The organism is Streptomyces sp. NPDC102270 (assembly GCF_044766405.1).
GTDB lineage: Bacteria > Actinomycetota > Actinomycetes > Streptomycetales > Streptomycetaceae > Streptomyces.
Window position 1 is genome coordinate 219,838 of sequence record NZ_JBIWLX010000005.1, and the last position, 20,426, is coordinate 240,263.

General features: G+C 71.1%; 17 protein-coding genes, 1 tRNA gene and 1 pseudogene. 13 read left to right on the forward strand and 6 right to left on the reverse strand.

Features of this window, described 5'->3' with window-relative positions; genetic code table 11:
• Positions 1 to 270: 270 nt before the first annotated feature.
• The 6 genes from paaA to ACIRP7_RS11325 all read left to right on the forward strand — a co-directional run bounded on the left by paaA (position 271) and on the right by ACIRP7_RS11325 (position 5,157).
• On the forward strand, positions 271 to 1,284 hold the full coding sequence (gene paaA, locus ACIRP7_RS11300) for a 1,2-phenylacetyl-CoA epoxidase subunit PaaA (RefSeq protein ID WP_403656512.1): 1,014 nt from the start codon (positions 271 to 273) through the stop codon (positions 1,282 to 1,284).
• Positions 1,281 to 1,568, forward strand: a complete 288-nt coding sequence (gene paaB, locus ACIRP7_RS11305) for a 1,2-phenylacetyl-CoA epoxidase subunit PaaB (RefSeq protein WP_403656515.1) — start codon at positions 1,281 to 1,283, stop codon at positions 1,566 to 1,568. Before paaA ends, paaB begins: the two co-directional genes overlap by 4 nt.
• Entirely contained in the window at positions 1,565 to 2,332 is a 768-nt protein-coding gene (gene paaC, locus ACIRP7_RS11310; RefSeq protein WP_403656518.1) for a 1,2-phenylacetyl-CoA epoxidase subunit PaaC, read from the forward strand. The genes paaB and paaC overlap by 4 nt, the downstream gene beginning before the upstream one ends.
• On the forward strand, positions 2,326 to 2,850 hold the full coding sequence (paaD, locus tag ACIRP7_RS11315; RefSeq protein ID WP_403656521.1) for a 1,2-phenylacetyl-CoA epoxidase subunit PaaD: 525 nt from the start codon (positions 2,326 to 2,328) through the stop codon (positions 2,848 to 2,850). The genes paaC and paaD overlap by 7 nt, the downstream gene beginning before the upstream one ends.
• Positions 2,850 to 3,908 carry a 2Fe-2S iron-sulfur cluster-binding protein gene (locus ACIRP7_RS11320; RefSeq protein ID WP_403656524.1) on the forward strand — a complete coding sequence of 353 codons (1,059 nt, stop codon included), beginning with the start codon at positions 2,850 to 2,852 and terminating at the stop codon, positions 3,906 to 3,908. The genes paaD and ACIRP7_RS11320 overlap by 1 nt, the downstream gene beginning before the upstream one ends.
• Positions 3,909 to 4,008: 100 nt before the next feature.
• Positions 4,009 to 5,157, forward strand: coding sequence for an acyl-CoA dehydrogenase family protein (locus ACIRP7_RS11325; RefSeq protein ID WP_403656527.1), 1,149 nt, complete (start codon positions 4,009 to 4,011; stop codon positions 5,155 to 5,157).
• Positions 5,158 to 5,323: 166 nt separating this feature from the next.
• Here ACIRP7_RS11325 and ACIRP7_RS11330 read toward each other — a convergent pair whose 3' ends face one another.
• The 5 genes from ACIRP7_RS11330 to ACIRP7_RS11350 form a co-directional block, all read right to left on the reverse strand.
• Entirely contained in the window at positions 5,324 to 5,653 is a 330-nt protein-coding gene (locus ACIRP7_RS11330) for a rhodanese-like domain-containing protein (RefSeq protein ID WP_352388024.1), read from the reverse strand.
• Positions 5,654 to 5,709: 56 nt separating this feature from the next.
• On the reverse strand, positions 5,710 to 6,525 hold the full coding sequence (locus tag ACIRP7_RS11335) for a hypothetical protein (RefSeq protein WP_403656530.1): 816 nt from the start codon (positions 6,523 to 6,525) through the stop codon (positions 5,710 to 5,712).
• 102 nt (positions 6,526 to 6,627) lie between these two features.
• On the reverse strand, positions 6,628 to 8,151 hold the full coding sequence (locus ACIRP7_RS11340; RefSeq protein WP_403656533.1) for a DUF2252 domain-containing protein: 1,524 nt from the start codon (positions 8,149 to 8,151) through the stop codon (positions 6,628 to 6,630).
• Between the two features lie 106 nt (positions 8,152 to 8,257).
• Positions 8,258 to 8,890 carry a response regulator gene (locus tag ACIRP7_RS11345; protein WP_403656536.1) on the reverse strand — a complete coding sequence of 211 codons (633 nt, stop codon included), beginning with the start codon at positions 8,888 to 8,890 and terminating at the stop codon, positions 8,258 to 8,260.
• Entirely contained in the window at positions 8,890 to 10,197 is a 1,308-nt protein-coding gene (locus tag ACIRP7_RS11350) for a sensor histidine kinase (protein WP_403657125.1), read from the reverse strand. The genes ACIRP7_RS11345 and ACIRP7_RS11350 overlap by 1 nt, the downstream gene beginning before the upstream one ends.
• A gap of 190 nt (positions 10,198 to 10,387) precedes the next feature.
• On the opposite strand from ACIRP7_RS11350, the gene ACIRP7_RS11355 reads away from it, so the two are divergent.
• Both ACIRP7_RS11355 and ACIRP7_RS11360 read left to right on the forward strand, forming a co-directional pair.
• Positions 10,388 to 11,248, forward strand: a complete 861-nt coding sequence (locus tag ACIRP7_RS11355; RefSeq protein ID WP_403656539.1) for an ABC transporter ATP-binding protein — start codon at positions 10,388 to 10,390, stop codon at positions 11,246 to 11,248.
• Positions 11,242 to 13,700, forward strand: a pseudogene (locus tag ACIRP7_RS11360) (FtsX-like permease family protein). Before ACIRP7_RS11355 ends, ACIRP7_RS11360 begins: the two are co-directional and overlap by 7 nt.
• 93 nt (positions 13,701 to 13,793) lie before the next feature.
• Here the strand turns inward: ACIRP7_RS11360 and ACIRP7_RS11365 are convergent.
• Positions 13,794 to 13,880, reverse strand: a tRNA-Leu gene (locus ACIRP7_RS11365).
• Positions 13,881 to 14,379: 499 nt separating this feature from the next.
• On the opposite strand from ACIRP7_RS11365, the gene ACIRP7_RS11370 reads away from it, so the two are divergent.
• The 5 genes from ACIRP7_RS11370 (at position 14,380) to ACIRP7_RS11390 (ending at position 20,396) form a co-directional block, all read left to right on the forward strand.
• A complete protein-coding gene (locus tag ACIRP7_RS11370; RefSeq protein ID WP_403656542.1) occupies positions 14,380 to 15,258 on the forward strand; it encodes an FhaA domain-containing protein in 879 nt (292 codons plus the stop codon).
• 10 nt (positions 15,259 to 15,268) lie between these two features.
• Positions 15,269 to 15,781, forward strand: coding sequence for an FHA domain-containing protein (locus ACIRP7_RS11375; RefSeq protein ID WP_352387250.1), 513 nt, complete (start codon positions 15,269 to 15,271; stop codon positions 15,779 to 15,781).
• A 98-nt stretch (positions 15,782 to 15,879) separates the two neighbouring features.
• Positions 15,880 to 17,445: a Stp1/IreP family PP2C-type Ser/Thr phosphatase gene (locus ACIRP7_RS11380; RefSeq protein ID WP_403657128.1), complete on the forward strand. Its 1,566-nt coding sequence runs from the start codon at positions 15,880 to 15,882 to the stop codon at positions 17,443 to 17,445.
• Positions 17,446 to 17,472: 27 nt separating this feature from the next.
• Entirely contained in the window at positions 17,473 to 18,927 is a 1,455-nt protein-coding gene (locus ACIRP7_RS11385; RefSeq protein WP_403656545.1) for an FtsW/RodA/SpoVE family cell cycle protein, read from the forward strand.
• Positions 18,924 to 20,396: a peptidoglycan D,D-transpeptidase FtsI family protein gene (locus ACIRP7_RS11390; protein ID WP_403656548.1), complete on the forward strand. Its 1,473-nt coding sequence runs from the start codon at positions 18,924 to 18,926 to the stop codon at positions 20,394 to 20,396. Before ACIRP7_RS11385 ends, ACIRP7_RS11390 begins: the two co-directional genes overlap by 4 nt.
• Positions 20,397 to 20,426: the final 30 nt, after the last annotated feature.

The window sequence follows — 20,426 nt, forward strand, 5'->3', positions numbered from 1 at the left end:
CGCCCGGTGGCCAGGCGCCCGCACCCGCCTCGCCGCGGTGGCTCGCACGGCACGGTACTCAGGCCCGACCGCCACGCACAGCCCCTGTCGGCCGACCCCGCTATGGCCGTTCTCACTCCCGAACCGGCTTTCTACCGGTTTTCCACAGGCCGCCGGGGTGGGTTTTCCACAGCGGTTGACACCTTACGGCGCCCGGCACACCATGGAATCGCACGAACCGAACGATCGGTCGGGAGCAGGTTCCGGCGGAGCCCAGGTCGAGGGGGCCTCATGGCGACAGCAGCCGCGCATCAGACGGCGAGCACACGGACGTACGGCGCTCAGGGCGCCGTCGGCGACGACACCGCGGAGTACCAGAGCGTCTTCGACGCCACCGTGGCCGCCGACGAGCGCATCGAGCCGCGCGACTGGATGCCCGACGCCTACCGCGCGACCCTGGTCCGCCAGATCGCGCAGCACGCCCACTCGGAGATCATCGGCATGCAGCCGGAGGCGAACTGGATCACGCGCGCGCCCTCCCTGCGCCGCAAGGCCATCCTGATGGCCAAGGTCCAGGACGAGGCGGGGCACGGCCTCTACCTCTACAGCGCGGCGGAGACCCTCGGCACCGGCCGCGACGAGCTCCTCGACAAGCTCCATTCCGGCCGCCAGAAGTACTCCTCGATCTTCAACTACCCGACCTTGACGTGGGCGGACGTCGGCGCGATCGGCTGGCTGGTGGACGGCGCCGCGATCACCAACCAGGTCCCGCTGTGCCGCTGCTCCTACGGCCCGTACGCGCGTGCGATGGTCCGCATCTGCAAGGAGGAGTCCTTCCACCAGCGCCAGGGGTACGAGCTGCTGCTGGCTCTGAGCAACGGCACGCCCGAGCAGCACGCGATGGCGCAGGACGCCGTGGACCGCTGGTGGTGGCCGTCCCTGATGATGTTCGGTCCGCCCGACGACGAGTCCGCGCACTCCGCGCAGTCGATGGCCTGGAAGATCAAGCGCCATTCCAACGACGAGCTGCGCCAGCGATTCGTCGACATCTGCGTCCCCCAGGCCGAGTCCCTCGGCCTCACGCTCCCCGACCCGGAGCTGCGGTGGAACGAGGAGCGCGGGCACCACGACTTCGGCCCGATCGACTGGACGGAATTCCGGGAGGTCCTCAAAGGCAACGGGCCGTGCAACGAACAGCGGATCACCCAGCGCCGACGGGCGCACGACGAAGGCGCCTGGGTGCGGGAGGCGGCCGCGGCCCACGCGGCGAAGCACACCGGCGAGACAGGAGCGACGCGCGCATGACGAACACCGACTGGCCCCTGTGGGAGGTCTTCGTGCGCTCGCGCCGCGGACTCTCCCACACCCACGCCGGCAGCCTCCACGCCCCGGACGCGGAGCTCGCCCTGCGCAACGCCCGCGACCTGTACACCCGGCGCGGTGAGGGCGTCTCCCTCTGGGTGGTGCCCTCGTCCGCGATCACGGCCTCCTCGCCCGACGAGAAGGACCCGTTCTTCGAGCCGGCCGCCGACAAGCCGTACCGGCACCCGACGTTCTACGAGATCCCGGAGGGGGTGAAGCACCTGTGACTACACCTGAGACGACGGCCGCCCCCGCGCCGTCCCCGACCCCCACGCTCTCCCCGATTCCCACGGCGGCGGCCCTGGCGCTCGGTGACGACGCGCTGGTGCTCTCGCACCGCCTCGGCGAGTGGGCGGGCCACGCCCCCGTCCTGGAGGAGGAGGTCGCCCTCGCCAACATCGCGCTCGACCTGCTCGGCCAGGCCCGGGTGCTGCTGTCCCTGGCCGGCGACGAGGACGAACTGGCGTATCTGCGCGAGGAGCGCGCCTTCCGCAACCTCCAGCTGGTGGAGCAGCCGAACGGCGACTTCGCCTTCACCATCGTCCGCCAGCTCTACTTCTCCACCTACCAGCACCTCCTCTACGCCGAACTGGCAGCGGGCGACGGCCCCTTCGCCCCACTCGCCGCGAAGGCCGTGAAGGAGGTCGCCTACCACCGCGACCACGCCGAGCAGTGGACCCTGCGGCTCGGCGACGGCACCGAGGAGAGCCGCACGCGGATGCTGCGGGCGTGCGAGGCGCTGTGGCGATTCACCGGTGAGATGTTCCAGCCGGTGGCGGGGGTGGAGGTCGACGCGGAGCGCATGGAGGCCGCCTGGCTCGAATCCGTGGGGGAGATCCTGCGCCGGGCCACCCTGAGCGTCCCCGAAGGGCCGCGCTCGGGTGCGTGGGCCGCAGGGGCGGGGCGGCAGGGCCTGCACACCGAGTCCTTCGGGCGGATGCTCGCCGAGATGCAGCATCTGCACCGCAGTCACCCGGGGGCATCATGGTGACGCTCACCCCGCTGGAGACCGAGCTGTTCGCGCTCGCCGGTTCGGTGCCCGACCCCGAACTGCCCGTGCTCACCCTGCACGAGCTGGGCGTGCTGCGCGCGGTGCACGTCCGGGGCGCGGACTCGGTCGAGGTCGAACTGACTCCGACGTACACCGGCTGCCCGGCGATCGAGGCGATGTCCCTGGACATAGAGCGGGTGCTGCGCGAACACGGCGTGCGCGAGGTCACCGTCCGCACCGTGCTCGCACCCGCCTGGTCGACCGACGACATCACGGCCGAAGGGCGCCGCAAGCTGCGGGAGTTCGGCATAGCCCCACCCCGCGCCGCAGCGCCCGGACCGGTCACGGTGGGACTGGGGCCCACGCGAACACTCGACGCGGAGGCCGAAGCCGTCCGCTGCCCGCACTGCGGCTCCGCCGACACCGAGCTGCTCAGTCGGTTCTCCTCGACCGCGTGCAAGGCGCTGCGGCGATGCCTGGACTGCCGTGAACCGTTCGACCACTTCAAGGAGTTGTGATGGCCCGCTTCCACCCGCTCCCGGTGGCCGCGGTCGACCCTCTCACCGACGACTCCGTGGCCCTGACCCTCACCGTGCCACCCGAGCTGCGCGAGGAGTTCCGGCACTCCGCGGGCCAGCATCTGGCCCTGCGCCGCACGGCTGACGGCAAGGAGATACGCCGGACCTACTCCATCTGCTCCCCGGCACCCGGCGGAGAGGGTCCGCGCGAACTGCGGGTCGGTGTGCGGCTGGTGGAGGGCGGCGCGTTCACGACATACGCGCTCAAGGAGATCAACGTCGGCGATGTGCTGGAGGTGATGACCCCGGCGGGCCGCTTCACCCTCGGCCCGGCGCCCGGACTGTACGCGGCGATCGTCGGTGGCAGTGGCATCACCCCGGTGCTGTCGATCGTGTCGACCCTGCTGGCGCGTGAGCCCGAGGCCCGGTTCTGTCTGATCCGCAGCGACCGTACGTCCGCGTCGACGATGTTCCTGGAGGAGGTCGCCGACCTGAAGGACCGCTACCCCGAGCGGTTCCAGCTGGTCACGGTGCTCTCCCGGGAGGAGCAGCAGGCGGGGCTGCCGTCCGGGCGGCTCGACCGGCAGCGGCTGACCGGACTGCTGCCGGCGCTGCTGCCGGTGGACCGAGTGGCGGGGTGGTTCCTGTGCGGACCGTTCGGACTGGTGCAGGGTGCGGAGAAGGCGTTGCGGGAGCTCGGGGTCGCGCGTACCCGGATCCACGAGGAGATTTTCCATGTGGACGCGGGGGCTGCCCCGGCGCGGACGGTTCCCGCACCCGCGCACAGCACGGTGACCGCCCGGCTCGACGGACGTGGTGGCAGCTGGCCCGTCCAGGACGGCGAGTCGCTCCTTGAGACGGTGCTGCGCAACCGGTCCGACGCGCCTTACGCCTGCAAGGGCGGGGTGTGCGGGACCTGCCGGGCCTTCCTGGTCTCCGGTGAGGTGCGCATGGACCGCAACTTCGCGCTGGAGCCGGAGGAGACGCAGGCGGGCTATGTGCTGGCGTGCCAGTCGCATCCGGTGACGGAGAAGGTGGAGCTGGACTTCGACAGGTAGGCAGGCGGGAGCCCGTTCCCTTCTTCTAGAACCTGTTCTATCTTGACGGACCGTCAGATCAGCTGACCCGATCTGCCGACCCGTCGGAAGGACAGGGACCGTGGACTTCACCTTCAGCGAGGAGCAGCAGGCGGCGGCCGAGGCGGCGCTGGGGGTGTTCGCCGATGTCGCACCGGACGCGGTGCCGTCTCCGGCGCTGACCACGGGTGCTGTGGCCGACGAGTTCGACCGTGCGCTGTGGGCCAGGCTCGCCGACGCGGACCTGCTGAGCCTGATGTCGGCCGAGGAGTACGGCGGGGCGGGCCTGGACGCTGTCGCACTGTGTCTGGTGCTGCGCGAGTCGGCGAAGGTGCTGGCGCGGGTGCCGCTGCTGGAGAGCAGCGCGGCCATGGCGGCCGTACAGGAATACGGCGGACCGGAGTTGAAGAGGGAACTGCTGGAGCGGGCCGGGCGCGGGGAAGTCGTGCTGACCGTCGCCGCCAGCGGCCGCACCGGACACGACCCCGCCGAACTCGCCGTCACCGCGCGGCAGGAAGAGGGGGCAGGGGAGGGCGCCGACTGGATCCTGGACGGGGTGCAGACGGCGGTGCCGTGGGCGTACGACGCGGACTTCGTCGTCGTACCGGCACATACGGCCGCGGGCCGGGCCGTCCTCGCACTGGTGCCCCGGGTCCATGACGGGGTCGCGCTCGGCGAGCAGTTCTCCACCAGCGGGGAGCGGCTGGGCGAACTGCGGCTGGAGTCGGTGCGGATCGGCGCACGGGACGTGATCGATGTCGAAGGCGCATGGGAGTGGCTGCGGGATCTGCTGACCACGGGGACCTGTGCGCTGGCGCTCGGGCTGGGTGAGCGGGTGCTGCGGATGAGCAGTGAATACACCAGCAAGCGGGAGCAGTTCGGGTTCCCGGTGGCCACCTTCCAGGCCGTCGCCGTGCAGGCCGCCGACCGTTACATCGACCTGCGCGCGATGGAGGTCACGCTGTGGCAGGCCGCGTGGCGGCTCACCTCGGGAGCGCGGGGGGTGCTGCCGGTCGCGGGGGATGTCGCCGTGGCGAAGATCTGGGCATCGGAGGGGGTACGGCGGGTGGTGCAGACGGCACAGCATCTGCACGGCGGTTTCGGCGCCGATACCGACTATCCCCTGCACCGGTACCACGCCTGGGCCAAGCACCTGGAGCTGTCGCTCGGTCCGGCGGCGGCGCACGAGGAGGCGCTGGGGGATCTGCTGGCAGCGCATCCCCTGGGCTGACGCGGACCGCAACGGCGCAAGCGACAGCAGCAGAGCGGGGCGATGGGCATGCCGGTGACGAGGACCAGGCAGCCACCACCAGGCATGGCCGCCCCGCACCCACCAAACCGGGCTCCGCCGTCCGGCACCCGCCCCGAAGTCCGGCCGTCCCCTCGGCTGCCGAAGGCTAGAGCACGAAACCCGGTCGGCCGTCGTCGGTCACCACGGGACGGCCGACCTCGGCCCACAGCTGCATCCCGCCGTCGACGTTCACCGCGTCGATGCCCTGCTGGGCCAGATACATCGTGACCTGGGCCGAACGGCCTCCGGAACGGCAGATCACGTGGACCCGGCCGTCCTGCGGGGCGGCCTCGGTCAGCTCGCCGTAGCGGGCCACGAACTCACTGATGGGGATGTGCAGCGCCCCTTCGGCGTGACCCGCCTGCCACTCGTCGTCCTCACGGACGTCCAGCAGGAAATCGCCGTCCTTGAGGTCCGTGACCTGGACCGTGGGCACACCAGCACCGAAATTCATGGGTCCGACGCTACCTGACGCCCCGGGGACGCGGCCGGTCACTCCTGAGTGAGCAGCTCCGCCAGCTCCGCCTCGCGCGTGGAGACGTCGGCCAGGAGCTTCTCGGCGATCTCCTCCAGGAGGCGGTCCGGGTCGTCCGGTGCCATCCGGAGCATCGAGCCGATCGCACTCTCCTCCAGCTCCCGCGCGACCACCGAGAGCAGTTCCTTGCGCCGGGAGAGCCATTCGAGGCGGGCGTAGAGCTCCTCGCTGGGCGTGGGACCCTGCTCCGGCGGCTTGGGGCCGGCGGCCCACTCCTCGGCCAGTTCCCGCAGGAGAGGCTCGTCGCCGCGGGAGTAGGCCCCGTTGACCCGGGTGATGAACTCCTCGCGACGCGCCCGCTCGGTGTCTTCCTGGGCGAGGTCCGGGTGGGCCTTGCGGACGAGCTCGCGATAGAGCTTGCGGGCCTCGTCGCTGGGCCGCACCCGCTGCGGGGGCCGCACCTGCTGGTCGGTGAGCATCGCGGCGGCCTCCGGGAACAGGCCCTCCCCGTCCATCCAGCCGTGGAACAGCTCCTCGACGCCGGGCATGGGCAGCACGCGGGCGCGGGCCTCCTCCGCCATGCGCAGATCCTCGGGGTCGCCGCTGCGGGCGGCCCGGATCTCCGCGATCTGCGCGTCCAGCTCGTCGAGGCGGGTGTACATGGGGCCGAGCTTCTGGTGGTGCAGGCGGGAGAAGTTCTCCACCTCGATGCGGAAGGTCTCCACCGCGATCTCGTACTCGATGAGCGCCTGCTCCGCGGCCCGCACGGCCCGCTCCAACCGCTCCGTACCTGCGGCGGCTGCGCCCTGGGGGTCAGCTTCGGGGGACGTCATCCGAACAGCGTAACTGTGCCGACGGGAGCCGGACGCCATCCGGGAATCCGGGGCAGCCCGCATGCGCACTCCGGCCGCGGACGTACTGTTCCGGCCGCGGCGTCACACCCCCGTTTCCGCCGCCACCCTCCCCGACCGGACCCCGGCCACCAGTTCCGCGTGGTCCGCCTCCGTCCGGTCCGCGTACGTCACCGCGAACGTGGCGATCGCCTCGTCGAGTTCGTCGTTCTTGCCGCAGTAGCCGGAGATGAGGCGGGGGTCGACGCTGTGCGAGTGGGCGCGGGCCAGGAGGGCGCCGGTCATACGGCCGTAGTCGTCTATCTGGTCGGCGGAGAGGGCGGCCGGGTCGACGCTGCCCTTGCGGTTGCGGAACTGGCGGACCTGGAAGGGACGGCCCTCCACGGTCGTCCAGCCCAGCAGGATGTCGCTCACGACCTGCATCCGCTTCTGGCCCTGGACCACCCGGCGGCCCTCGTGCTCGACCGGCGGGGCGTCGAAGCCCGCGGTGACCAGGTGCGGCAGGAGGGCCGAGGCTCGTGCTTCCTTGACCTGGAGGACCAGCGGTTCGCCGCGGTGGTCCAGCAGCAGGACGACGTAGGAGCGGGTGCCCACGCTGCCCGTGCCGACGACGCGGAACGCCACGTCGTGCACCGCGTGGCGGGCCAGCAGCGGGAGACGGTCCTCGGAGATCGTGGTCAGGTAGTGCTCCAGGGACGCGGCCACCGCCACGGCCTCCTCGTCGGGCACCCGGCGCAGCACCGGCGGGGCGTCCACGAAGCGCCGGCCGCCGTCCTCGGTGAGCTCCGTCGACCTCGCCGCGAAGCGGCCGCTGGTGTTGGCCCGCGCCTTCTCCGACACCCGCTCCAGCGTGCCGACCAGCTCATGGGCGTCGGTGTGGGAGACGAGCTCCTCGTCCGCGATCGCGTTCCACGCGTCCAGCACCGGGAGCTTGGCGAGCAGCCGCATGGTGCGCCGGTACGCGCCCACCGCCCCGTGCGCCGCCGCGCGGCAGGTGTCCTCGTCGGCGCCGATCTCCCGGCCCGCGAGGACCAGGGAGGCGGCGAGGCGCTTGAGGTCCCATTCCCAGGGGCCGTACACCGTCTCGTCGAAGTCGTTCAGGTCGATGACCAGGTCGCCGCGGGCGTCGCCGTACAGGCCGAAGTTCGCCGCGTGCGCGTCGCCGCAGATCTGGGCGCGGATCCTGGTCATCGGGGTGCCGGCCAGGTCGTACGCCATGAGGCCCGCCGAGCCGCGCAGGAAGGCGAACGGCGTGGCCGCCATCCGGCCCACCCGCAGCGGGGTCAGCTCGGGGATGCGGCCCCGGCTCGACTCCTCGACGGCCTCGACCGCACCGGGGCGGGAGATGTCGAGGTCGAGCGCCGCATGGGCACTGCGCGGGACGGTCTCCCGCAGGGCCTTGCCCTCCTTCTTGGGCGAGCCCTCGGCGGGCCACTGGGCGAAGCCGCGTACCCGGGGCCGCCGCCGGGCCGGGCCCTCGCCCGCATCGGCCGTCACCGGGGCCGGCACCTCCCGCGCCTCGGCCCCCTCGCCGGCATGCGCCCCGGCCTTCGCCTCCACTCCGGCACCGACCACACCGACCGCCTCCCCCGTGACTCGCAAGAACATCAACTCGTGCCGACCGTACAACCACCAGCCGAAACGCGTCAGACCCTGTGGACAACTCCACGGCTGTGGAAAACCCGGGGACCCCGAAAACCCGGGGAGGAAAGTCTCACGCCCGCAAGTACGCCAGCACCGCCAGCACCCGCCGATGTGTCTCCTCCGCCGGCGGCAGGTCCAGCTTCGTCAGGATGCCGCCGATGTGCTTGCCGACCGCGGCCTCGGACACCACCAGTTCCCGGGCGATGGCCCCGTTGGACTTTCCCTCGGCGATCAGCGCGAGGACCTCGCGCTCGCGCGGGGTGAGCCGCTCCAGCGGGTCACGGCGACGGCGCAGCAACTGCCGTACGACCTCGGGATCCACGACCGTGGCGCCGTCCGCGACCTCGCACAGGGCGTCGACGAACTGCTCGACCTGGCCGACCCGGTCCTTGAGCAGATAGCCGACACCGGTGCCGTCTCCGGAGTCGAGGAGTTCGGAGGCGTACGCCCGCTGCACGTACTGGCTGAGGACCAGCACCGGAAGGCCGGGGCGCCGTTCCCGCAGGCGGACGGCCGCGTGCAACCCCTCGTCCTGGAAGCCAGGCGGCATACGGACGTCCGTCACGACGATGTCGGGACTGTGCTCCTCGACCGCGACCAACAGTGCCTCGGCGTCGCCGACCGCCGCGACGACCTGGTGGCCGCACCGGCCGAGCAGGCCGACGAGCCCCTCGCGCAGCAGCACGCTGTCCTCGGCGAGCACTACCCGTAGCGATCGCGTTGCGCCGTCACCCCGTCCGTCCCGCGCGCCTGGGCCGACTCGGTCACCTCGCAAGGGAACTCCACACGCAACAGGGTCGGACCGCCCGGCGGACTGGACAGGGAGAGTGTGCCATCCAGGACCGACACCCGGTCGGCGAGTCCGGTCAGCCCGCTGCCCGCCGAGGGGTCCGCGCCGCCGCGGCCGTCGTCCCGCACCTCCAGCAGCAGCCGACCGCGGGAGTGGCGACCGCGCACCTCGGCCCGGCCCGCCCCGCTGTGCTTGGCGACGTTGGCCAGGGCCTCGCAGACCACGAAATAGGCGGCCGCCTCCACGGCCTGGTCCAGCCGCCCCGGCACCGGCAGATCGACGTCGACCGGGACGACGGAACGGTCCGCGGCGTCGGCGACGGCGGCGGTCAGGCCGTAGTCCGCGAGGACCTTGGGGTGAATGCCCTGGATGAGTTCACGCAGTTCGGCCAGGGCCTTGCCCGCCTCGTCGTGGGCCTTTGCGAGCTGGTCGGCGAGCGGTCCGGGCGGGGCGTCGAGGCGGGCCAGGCCGAGGGTCATCGTCAGGGCGACCAGGCGCTGTTGGGCGCCGTCGTGCAGATCGCGTTCGATGCGTCTGCGTTCCGCCTCGAAGGCGTCCACCAACCGCACGCGCGAACGGCTCAGTTCGACCACCCTGGCGTCCAGTTCGCCGTCGCGCGAGGCGAGCAGCGCACGCGTCAGCCCGGCCCGCGCACCCGCCACAACCCCCAGCGCGTACAGGCCTGCCGCCAGGAGCAGCAGCCCGAGTACGGCGACCGCGAAGGCCGTCGGCCAGGTGGTGACCGTCCACTGCTTGAGGACCTTCGCCTCCCGGCCGTCCCCGACCGTGGCCATCAGCAGCGGGGCGGCGGCCATGGAGACCGGAAAGAACAGGGCGACGGTGACCGCGAGGGCGTCGACGGGCCAGAGCAGCCCCGCGAACAGCAGGGTGTACCCGAGTTCACGCCAGGTCGACGGTTCCCTCAGCCGTGTCGTCAGCCAGGCCCACAACCCGGTGGCGGCGGGCGCCCGGTGCGGATCGGGTACCGGGCCTGCGTCGACCATGCGCAGCCGCCGCCGTTCCACCCCGGCGACCACGACACCGGACAGCGCCGACATGACGAGCAGCGGCAGTCCCACGAGCACGACGGTGAGCGCCCCGCCGACCACCGCCAGCGTCCCGATCCCCACCAGCGCGACCGCACCGGCCACCGCACCGCTCAGCAGGTAACCGACCGAGCGCCAGGGCCACGCCGACAGCAGGAAGCCCGGCCGGGACATGGCCTGCCACACATTCCGAGGATGCATGCGGATCACCGTAGAAGCGCGGCGCGGGACGGGGCCATGGGCCAGGACGGAGGAGTGAGGGTATGGCCCGCCCTACCCCAGATCTCGGTCCCGCCGCACTGCGCCCGAACCCCTCCGCGCGGTTTCGTGGAGCCACCGAGAACACCCTGACGAGTGGGGGCCCATGACCACCGACGCCATCAGCCTGCGATCCGTCAGCAAGACGTACGACAGGACATACGGCAGGACGCACCACAGGACCAGCAGACGCGCCTCACGAGACGACCCCACCCTGACCGTCACCGCACTCCACGACGTCACCCTCGCCTTCCCCCACAGCACCTTCACCGCCGTCATGGGCCCCTCCGGCTCCGGCAAGTCGACCCTGCTGCAGTGCGCCGCGGGCCTGGACCGGCCCACCTCGGGCTCGGTCACCCTGCGCGGCACCGAGCTCACGACGCTCAGCGAGACCAAGCTGACCCTCCTGCGGCGGGAGCGCATCGGGTTCGTCTTCCAGTCGTTCAACCTGCTGCCCGCACTCACCGCCGAGCAGAACGTCGCCCTGCCGCTCAGGCTGGCCGGCCGGCGTGTTCCGAGGGCCCGGATCCGCGAGGTGCTCCAGCAGGTCGGCCTCGCCGAACGCGCCCGGCATCGTCCGACAGAGCTGTCCGGCGGCCAGCAGCAGCGCGTCGCCCTGGCCCGTGCCCTGGTCACCCGCCCCGAGGTCCTCTTCGGCGACGAACCGACCGGCGCCCTGGACTCGCGGACCGGGAGCGAGGTACTGGCCCTGCTGCGAACCATGGTCGACCGTGAGGGCCAGACGGTCGTCATGGTCACCCACGACCCGGTGGCCGCGTCCTGTGCCGACCGCGTGGTCTTCCTCGTCGACGGCCGGGTCAACGGCGAGCTCGTCGGAGCCGGCACGAACGCCATCGCCACCCACCTGGCCACGCTGAAGACCACACCACCGGCCCGGCCGACCACCACCCCCACACTCCGTCCCGCACCCGTCACCGGCATCCACTCCGAGGGCCGGCCGTGCTGACCATCGCCCTCCACACCCTCCGCACCCGCTGGTCGACGTTCCTGGGCACGTTCGTCGCCCTCTCCCTCGGCGTCGCCCTGCTCGCGGTGATGGGTCTGGCCCTCGCCTCCTCGCTGGACGCACCGGAGCGACGACCCGAGCGATTCGCCACCGCACCAGTCGTCGTCCAGGGCCGGAACACCCTGACCGTGCCGACCTCGATCGGCGCCCATGTTTCACGTGAAACACGCCAACTCGCCCACCCCCGCGCGGTTCCCGAGGCAACCGTCGCAAAGTTGGAGAGGCTCGGCACGGTCATCCCGGACCGCTCCTTCCCGGTACGCGCCGAGGGCGGCCCCGCCATCTCGTGGGCCACCCCTGGTCCACCGCCGCGTTCGCCCCGTACGAGATCGCAGAAGGCCGCGCACCCCGCACCGCGGACGAAGTGGTCGTCACCGGTGACTGGACGCACCCCGGCGACCGGCTGCGCACCGACCACGGCACCGTACGAGTCGTAGGCACCGTCCACTCCCGAGGCTTCGAGACCGCCGTCTTCCACACCGCCGCCCGGGCCGCCGAGTTGTCCCCCAAAAGCACGCAACTCTTGGTGGAGGCGGATGCGCGAGACGTACGAGCAGCGGTGAAGGGCGAATCCGTCCACGTCCTCACCGGCAGCGCCCGTCGCCTCGCCGACCCCGACCCGGACCGCGACCACAGGGCGCTCACCGCGATGAACGCCCTGTTCGGGACCGCCGGCGGAGTCACCGCGTTCGTGTCGGTGTTCGTCGTGGCGTCCACCTTCGCCTTCGCGGTCGCACAGCGGCGCCGGGAGTTCGGACTGCTGCGCACCGCGGGAGCCACGCCCGGACAGATCCGCCGGACGGTGTGCGCGGAGGCACTGCTGGTCGGTGTCCTCGCCTCGGCCACCGGCTGTGTGCTCGGCTCGTACGGCGCTCCGCGCCTCGCCGACCGGGTGGTCGACGTCGGCCTGGCCCCGAGCTGGTTCGCCATCGGCGATTCCACGTGGCCGTACCACATGGCCTTCTGGACGGGTCTGCTCGTCGCACTGCTCGGTGTGATCGCCGCGTCCTGGCGGGCGGGTCGCACCGGCGCCGCCCAGGCACTGCGCGAGGCCTCCGTGGACGCCAGAGCGATGACCTGGGGCCGTCTGCTGTTCGGGGGCGGTCTGTTGGTGACCGCCGCGGTGTTGTCGGCCGTGGCCCTGGTCACCGATCCGGGTGAGTTGCTGCACCGCAAGACCTACGTCAGCCGTCCGATGCTGCTGATCACCGCGGTCGCGCTGCTCGCGCCGCTCCTGGTGGGCCCGCTGATCCGGCTGCTGGCCTGGCTGCCGGCCCAACTGCCGGGCGCGGCAGGGATGCTGGTGCGGGAGAACGCCGTCGCGGCAGTCCGCCGTACGGCAGCCGTCGCGGCGCCCGTCCTGGTCACCGTCGCCCTCACGGGCTCGCTGCTCGGCGCGACCGCCACCCTGAGTGAGGCCAGGGCCACCGAGACGCGCGAGCGGATCACGGCCGACTTCGTGGTCGTCCCCGCCCCCGACGGGACCACGGGATTCGACGCGCAGACACTCCACAAGCTCCGCACGATCCCCGGCACCACAGCCTCCGCGACCTCGTCGAGCGCCGTCTTCGTCCTGGAGGACGGCGTGGCCCTCATCAGGTCCGAGGCCCGCGCCGCCGAGGCCGCACCGCTCGCCGCGACCACCCGTCTCCCCCTGGCCGCCGGGAAGGTGAGCGACCTCGACGACGGGTCGATCATCGTCAACGAGGAGTGGCAGCGGCACACCGTGGGGCAATCCGTGGACGTGTGGCTCGGCGACGGCACCAGGAAGTCGCTGCGGATCGCCGCGGTGATGACGACCGGCACCGGCGACAACGGCGTCTACCTCACCCCGGCCAACGCCGCGGGTGCTCCTGTCGACCGCGTGGACGTCACCCTCGCCTCCGGCGCCGACCCCGCTGTCGTGGCCGGTGAACTGCGCGAGGCGGGCGGACACGTCCTCACCCGGGACGAGTGGCTGCGGGCGAGTCGCCCCGGGACCGACCGGACCACCTGGTACGGCTTCCTGCTGGTCCTCGGCATCGCCCTGCTCTACAGCGGGATCTGCCTCGCCAACACGATGGTCATGGCGACCTCGGACCGGGTGCGTGACCTCGCCGTGCTCCGCCTCGCCGGGGCCACCCGCCGGCAGGTGCTGCGGCTGGTCGGCGCCGAGGCGTTGACGGTCGTGGCAGTGGGCGGGGTACTCGGAATCCTGGTCGCCGGGCTCAACCTGGCCGGGATGCGGGGCGCGCTGGAACTGCTGTCGGTGCACGCGCCGATGCGGATGCCGTGGCCGGAACTGGGCGCGGTCACCGGCGCCTGCGCGGTCCTCGCCGTGGCGTTCTCGGTGACCTCTGCAGCCTGGGCGATGCGTCGCGGGGCCGTGGAACCGGCCGGCACGAGGGAGTGAGAGAGACCTCACAGCGTGAGCCGCGCCACCACCCGCCCCCCAAGAAGGGGCAACCAGAAAGCCCCTCAGGTCCAGGACCTGAGGGGCTTCCAGTGGTGCGCGAGGGGGGAGTTGAACCCCCACGCCCTTTCGGGCACTGGAACCTGAATCCAGCGCGTCTGCCTATTCCGCCACCCGCGCATTGGGTGTGTCCTCGGGCTCCTCGCCTTGCGGTGCGGCGCCTTCCGACACGCAGAACATTAGCACGCTGAAGGGGGTGGATTCACATCCCATATCCGCGGGCAGCCGCCCACCAGCGGCTTCGGAAGCGGTCCGCCGATCCGGGGTGCGGTCGGCCACGTTTCGACCCGTGCCGGTTCACGTATCAACCTGTGCCGGTTCACGTATCAACCTCGTACCGGTAGCCCCCGTCTCCCCAGGAGCAGGCAAGGGTCCACAGTCAGGTGCGGGACACTGGTCTGCGGCCACCTCTACGATCCTTGACCAAGGAGTGCACAGAGGACTTCGACTGCGGAGTTCGAAGTGGAGCTCCACAGGGAACTTCGGAGGCGTCGACACCCGTCGACCGTGCCGACGGGGGGAACCAGCCGATTCACCGGCGCGTGGATACGATCAGTAAGCAGTACCAGGTAAGCAGCCGGCGCAGTACCCAGGACGGCAAGGACGGAGGAGGTGCCTCATGGGAGTCATGAAGAAGTTCGAGCAGCGTCTCGAAGGTCTGGTCAACGGCACCTTCGCCAAGGTGTTCAAGTCCGAGGTCCAGCCCGTGGAGATCGCGGGAGCGCTCCAGCGGGAGTGCGACAACAACGCGACCATCTGGAACCGCGACCGCACGGTCGTACCCAATGACTTCATCGTGGAGCTGAGCACGCCCGACTTCGAGCGGCTCAGCCCCTACTCGGGCCAGCTCGGCGACGAGCTGGCCGGCATGGTGCAGGACTACGCCAAGCAGCAGCGCTACACCTTCATGGGCCCGATCAAGGTCAACCTGGAGAAGGCGGACGATCTCGACACCGGTCTGTACCGGGTGCGCAGCCGTACGCTCGCCTCCTCCACCAACCAGCAGGCCCCCGGAACCGCGCCCCCGGCCGGCCGGCCCGGCGCACCGGCGCCCGGTGCGGGCGCCGGCGGCTACGGCTACCCGCCGGCCGCTCCGGCGGGCGCCCCGCCCATGCCGGCCGCCCCGCCGCCCGGCCGTGGCGGTTACGGCTATCCGCAGCCCGCCCAGGCCCCGCGCCCGGGCGGCGGCCCGGTCGGCGCGCCCGCGCCGGGCTCCCGCACCCGCCACTGGATCGAGATCAACGGCACCCGCCATCAGATCTCCCGCGCCACGCTGGTGCTGGGCCGCAGCACCGAAGCCGACGTGCGGATCGACGACCCCGGCGTCTCACGCCGGCACTGTGAGATCCGGACCGGAACGCCCTCGACGATCCAGGATCTCGGGTCCACCAACGGCATCGTGGTGGACGGGCAGCACACCACCCGCGCTACGCTCCGCGACGGCTCGCGGATCGTCGTGGGCAGTACCACCATCATTTACCGGCAAGCCGAAGGGTGAAGCGGGGGCAATGTCAGAGCTGACCCTGACGGTCATGCGGCTGGGTTTCCTGGCCGTACTGTGGCTGTTCGTGATCGTGGCCGTGCAGGTCATCCGCAGCGACCTGTTCGGTACGCGCGTCACCCAGCGCGGCTCGCGCCGGGAAGCAGGCCGGGCCCAGCAGGCCCAGCGGCAGGCGCCCCCGCAGCAGCGCCAGCAGCCGGCCACCGGGGGCCGCCAGCGCCGTAACGCCCCCACCAAACTCGTCGTGTCCGAGGGCACCCTCACCGGCACCACCGTCGCGCTCCAGGGCCAGACGATCACGCTGGGCCGGGCGCACGACAGCACCATCGTGCTGGACGACGACTACGCCTCCAGCCGCCATGCCAGGATCTATCCGGACCGCGACGGCCAGTGGATCGTCGAGGACCTGGGCTCCACCAACGGCACGTATCTCGACCGAACGCGGCTGACGACCCCGACACCGATTCCGCTGGGCGCGCCGATCCGCATCGGCAAGACCGTCATCGAGCTGCGGAAGTAGTGCTACATCATGAATAGGCGCGAGCGGAGCGAGCACGCGGCGTGGGCCCCCACCCCGGGCCCCGGCGCGCTCCCGACCGGAGGGTGGGCACCGTGCGGATGTACCCGGAGCCGACGGGCGAGGTGCGCATGAGTCTGTCACTGCGCTTCGCCGCCGGATCGCACAAAGGCATGATCCGGGAGGGCAACGAGGACTCCGGATACGCCGGCCCGCGCCTGCTCGCGATCGCCGACGGCATGGGCGGCGCCGCCGCCGGTGAGGTCGCCTCCTCCGAGGCCATCTCCACCATCGTCGCCCTCGACGACGACGTCCCCGGCTCCGACGTCCTCACCTCACTCGGCGTGGCCGTCCAGCGCGCCAACGACCAGCTGCGCTCCATGGTCGAGGAGGACCCCCAGCTCGAAGGCATGGGGACCACGCTGACCGCCCTGCTGTGGACGGGCCAGCGCCTGGGCCTCGTGCACGTCGGCGACTCGCGCGCGTACCTGCTGCGCGACGGCGTCCTCACCCAGATCACCCAGGACCACACCTGGGTGCAGCGCCTGGTCGACGAGGGCCGCATCACCGAGGAAGAAGCCACCACCCACCCCCAACGCTCCCTGCTGATGCGGGCGTTGGGCAGCGGCGAACACGTCGAGCCCGACTTGTCCATCCGCGAGGTCCGCGCCGGCGACCGCTATCTGATCTGCTCCGACGGCCTCTCCGGCGTCGTCTCGCACCAGACGCTCGAGGACACCCTCGCCAGCTACCAGGGCCCCCAGGAGACCGTGCAGGAGCTCATCCAGCTCGCGCTGCGCGGCGGCGGACCCGACAACATCACGGTCATCGTCGCCGACGTCCTCGACCTGGACACCGGGGACACCCTCGCCGGACAGCTCTCCGACACGCCGGTCGTGGTCGGCGCGGTCGCCGAGAACCAGCACCAGCTGCACGACAACGGCATCATGCAGACCCCCGCGGGCCGCGCCTCCGGGCTCGGCCGCCAGGGCCAAGGGCAGGGCGGGGGCGGCGAGTTCGGGCCGCCCGGCTCCTCCGACACCACCGGCTACATCCCCGCGGGCAGCTTCGGCGACTACTCCGACGACGACTTCGTCAAGCCCCGCAAGGGCCGCAGGTGGCTGAAGAGATCGTTCTACTCGGTTCTCGCGCTCGCCGTCATCGGCGGCGGCCTGTACGGCGGCTGGCGCTGGACCCAGACCCAGTACTACGTCGGCGTCAACGGCGAGCACGTGGCGCTGTACCGCGGCATCAGCCAGGACCTGGCCTGGGTCTCGCTCTCGAAGGTGTCCACGGACCACCCCGAGATCGAACTCAAGTACCTGCCGCCGTACCAGCAGAAGTCGGTCGAGGGCACCATCGCCGAGGGCGACCTGAAGACGGCCCAGAAGAAGATCGACGAACTGGGCGTCCAGGCCTCCGCGTGCAAGAAGCAGGCCGCGGCGCAGGCCACGGAGAGCAAGAAGAACTCCAAGACGGGCGAGGGCCAGGCCGGCGGCACCACGGGAACCACTCAGTCCTCCCTGGCGTCCAAGGCCACACCGACCCCGACGAGCACGACCTCCCCGTCCCCGAACGCTTCCGCATCCCCGACGCCCACTCCCACCCCCGGCCCCACCCTCTCGGACGAGGAGAAGCAGGTCGTCGGGAACTGCGGTACGCAGTAGGCAAGCCGTGAGAGGCCCTGGCACACGATGAGCAGCAGTACTTCGAACACGTCGACGCACCACACGTCCACGATCGGCGCGATCGGCGCGCCGAGCCGCCGCAACACCGAGCTGGCGCTGCTGGTGTTCGCCGTCCTGATCCCGGTCTTCGCCTACGCCAACGTGGGCCTGGCCATCAACGACCAGGTCCCCACCGGGCTGCTCAGCTACGGCCTGGGCCTCGGTCTGCTGGCCGGCGTCGCCCATCTCGTCGTCCGCAAGTTCGCCCCGTACGCGGACCCGCTGATGCTGCCCCTGGCCACCCTGCTCAACGGCCTCGGACTCGTCGCGATCTGGCGGCTGGACCAGTCGAAGCTGCTCCAGCAGATCCATGTCGCCGGCGGCAAGGCCACCAACCAGCTGATCTACACCGCGATGGGCATCGCCCTGTTCGCCGTCGTCCTGATCTTCCTCAAGGACCACCGCACCCTGCAGCGCTACACCTACATCTCCATGGTCGGCGCGCTGGTCCTGCTGCTCCTCCCGCTGGTCCCGGGCCTCGGCGCCAACATCACCTACGGCGCCAAGATCTGGATCCAGGTCGGCAGCTTCACCATCCAGCCCGGCGAGTTCGCCAAGATCGTCCTCGCGGTGTTCTTCGCCGGCTACCTCATGGTCAAGCGCGACGCGCTCGCCCTCGCCAGCCGCCGCTTCATGGGCCTGTACCTGCCGCGCGGCCGCGACCTCGGCCCGATCATCGTCGTCTGGATGATCTCGATCCTCATCCTGGTGTTCGAGACCGACCTCGGTACGTCGCTGCTGTTCTTCGGAATGTTCATCATCATGCTGTACGTCGCCACCGAGCGGACCAGCTGGATCGTCTTCGGTCTGCTGATGTCCGCCGCCGGGGCCGTCGGCGTGGCCAGCTTCGAACCGCACGTCCAGACCCGTGTCCAGGCCTGGCTCAACCCGATGCGCGAGTACACGCTGAGCCGCACCCCCAACGGCGACGGCATGGTCCACTCCGAGCAGGCCATGCAGGCCCTGTGGGCCTTCGGCTCCGGCGGCACCCTCGGCACCGGCTGGGGACAGGGCCACTCCGAGCTGATCCGCTTCGCCGCCAACTCCGACTTCATCCTCGCCACCTTCGGCGAGGAACTGGGCCTGGCCGGCCTCATGGCGATCCTGCTGATCTACGGCCTGATCGTGGAGCGCGGCGTCCGCACCGCCCTCGCCGCCCGCGACCCCTTCGGCAAGCTCCTCGCCATCGGCCTGTCCGGCGCCTTCGCGCTCCAGGTCTTCGTGGTGGCCGGCGGCGTGATGGGCCTGATCCCGCTCACCGGTATGACGATGCCCTTCCTCGCGTACGGCGGTTCCTCCGTCATCGCCAACTGGGCCCTGATCGGCATCCTGATCAGAATCAGCGACACCGCACGCCGCCCCGCGCCCGCCCCCGCCCCCAGCCCCGACGCCGAGATGACCCAGGTGGTCCGCCCGTCATGAACAAGCCCCTGCGCCGGATCGCGATCTTCTGCGGCCTCCTGGTCCTGGCCCTGCTCATCCGCGACAACTGGCTCCAGTACGTCAAGGCCGACAGCCTCCGGGAGGACCCGGACAACCGCCGCGTGCTCATCGCGCGGTACGCCACGCCCCGCGGCGACATCATCGTCGACGGCAAGTCCATCACCGGGCACGCGGAGACGACCTCGGGCGACTTCAAGTACAAGCGCACCTACAAGGACGGCGCGATGTGGGCGCCGGTCACGGGCTTCGTCTCGCAGGCCTACGGCGCCACCCAGCTGGAGTCCCTCGAGGACGGCATCCTCACCGGCAACGACGACCGGCTCTTCTTCCGCAACACCCTCGACATGCTCACCGGCAAGCCGAAGGAGGGCGGCAACGTCGTCACCACCCTGAGCGCCGCCGCGCAGAAGGCCGCCTACGACGGTCTGAAGAAGCAGGGCGGCAAGGGCGCGGTCGCCGCCATCGAGCCCTCCACCGGCAAGATCCTGGCGCTGGCCTCCTACCCGTCGTACGACCCCTCGACGATCGCCGGCGGCAGCGACGCCGACGCCGAGGCCTGGAAGAAGATCGACAAGAAGAACAACCCCGACGACCCGTCGCTCAACCGGGCGCTGCGCGAGGTCTACCCGCCCGGCTCCACCTTCAAGGTCGTCACCGCGGCTGCCGCGCTGGAGAACGGCCTGTACAAGTCGGCCGACGAGAAGACCGACTCACCGCTGCCGTGGACCATGCCCGGCACCACGACCCAGCTGAAGAACGAGGGCAGCATCCCCTGCAAGAACGCCACCCTGCGGACCGCCCTCCAGTACTCCTGCAACACCGTCTTCGGCAAGGTCGGCTCCGACCTCGGCAACGACAAGATGCTCGAAGAGGCCAAGAAGTTCGGCTTCACCGAGGAGCAGTTCACGCCGGTCCGCTCCAGCGCGCCGGTCTTCTCCGACGACATGGCGCCCTCCGAGGTCGCGCTCTCCTCCATCGGCCAGTTCAACACCGCCGCGACCCCGCTGCAGATGGCCATGGTCGCCTCGGCCGTCGCCAACAACGGCACCCTGATGAAGCCGTACATGGTCGACTCCCTCCAGGCCCCGAACCTCGACACCCTGGAGAAGACCAAGCCGCAGAAGATGAGCGAACCGCTCTCCGCGGAGAACGCGCAGATCCTCCAGTCGATGATGGAGACGGTCGTCCAGAAGGGCACCGGCACGACGGCCCAGATCCAGGGCGTCACCGTCGGCGGCAAGACCGGTACCGCCCAGCACGGCGAGAACAACAGCAAGAACCCGTACGCCTGGTTCATCTCGTACGCCAAGGTCGGCGACAGCGCCCCGGTCGCGGTCGCCGTGGTCGTCCAGGACGACAACGCGGTCCGCGAGAACATCTCCGGCAGCGGTCTCGCGGCGCCCATCGCCAAGAGCGTCATGGAGGCGGTCATCAAGTCCAAGCAGTGACCCCGATCACGTCGCCTCCGCATCGATGCA

Bases quoted from the DNA above. Each gene is read 5' to 3' on its own strand.
- paaA (WP_403656512.1), top strand. From the start codon at position 271: ATGGCGACAGCAGCCGCGCATCAGACGGCGAGCACACGGACGTACGGC.
- paaB (WP_403656515.1), top strand. From the start codon at position 1,281: ATGACGAACACCGACTGGCCCCTGTGGGAGGTCTTCGTGCGCTCGCGC.
- paaD (WP_403656521.1), top strand. From the start codon at position 2,326: ATGGTGACGCTCACCCCGCTGGAGACCGAGCTGTTCGCGCTCGCCGGT.
- ACIRP7_RS11320 (WP_403656524.1), top strand. From the start codon at position 2,850: ATGGCCCGCTTCCACCCGCTCCCGGTGGCCGCGGTCGACCCTCTCACC.
- ACIRP7_RS11335 (WP_403656530.1), bottom strand. From the start codon at position 6,525: ATGACGTCCCCCGAAGCTGACCCCCAGGGCGCAGCCGCCGCAGGTACG.
- ACIRP7_RS11340 (WP_403656533.1), bottom strand. From the start codon at position 8,151: ATGTTCTTGCGAGTCACGGGGGAGGCGGTCGGTGTGGTCGGTGCCGGA.
- ACIRP7_RS11350 (WP_403657125.1), bottom strand. From the start codon at position 10,197: ATGTCCCGGCCGGGCTTCCTGCTGTCGGCGTGGCCCTGGCGCTCGGTC.
- ACIRP7_RS11355 (WP_403656539.1), top strand. From the start codon at position 10,388: ATGACCACCGACGCCATCAGCCTGCGATCCGTCAGCAAGACGTACGAC.
- ACIRP7_RS11370 (WP_403656542.1), top strand. From the start codon at position 14,380: ATGGGAGTCATGAAGAAGTTCGAGCAGCGTCTCGAAGGTCTGGTCAAC.
- ACIRP7_RS11375 (WP_352387250.1), top strand. From the start codon at position 15,269: ATGTCAGAGCTGACCCTGACGGTCATGCGGCTGGGTTTCCTGGCCGTA.
- ACIRP7_RS11380 (WP_403657128.1), top strand. From the start codon at position 15,880: ATGTACCCGGAGCCGACGGGCGAGGTGCGCATGAGTCTGTCACTGCGC.
- ACIRP7_RS11385 (WP_403656545.1), top strand. From the start codon at position 17,473: ATGAGCAGCAGTACTTCGAACACGTCGACGCACCACACGTCCACGATC.
- ACIRP7_RS11390 (WP_403656548.1), top strand. From the start codon at position 18,924: ATGAACAAGCCCCTGCGCCGGATCGCGATCTTCTGCGGCCTCCTGGTC.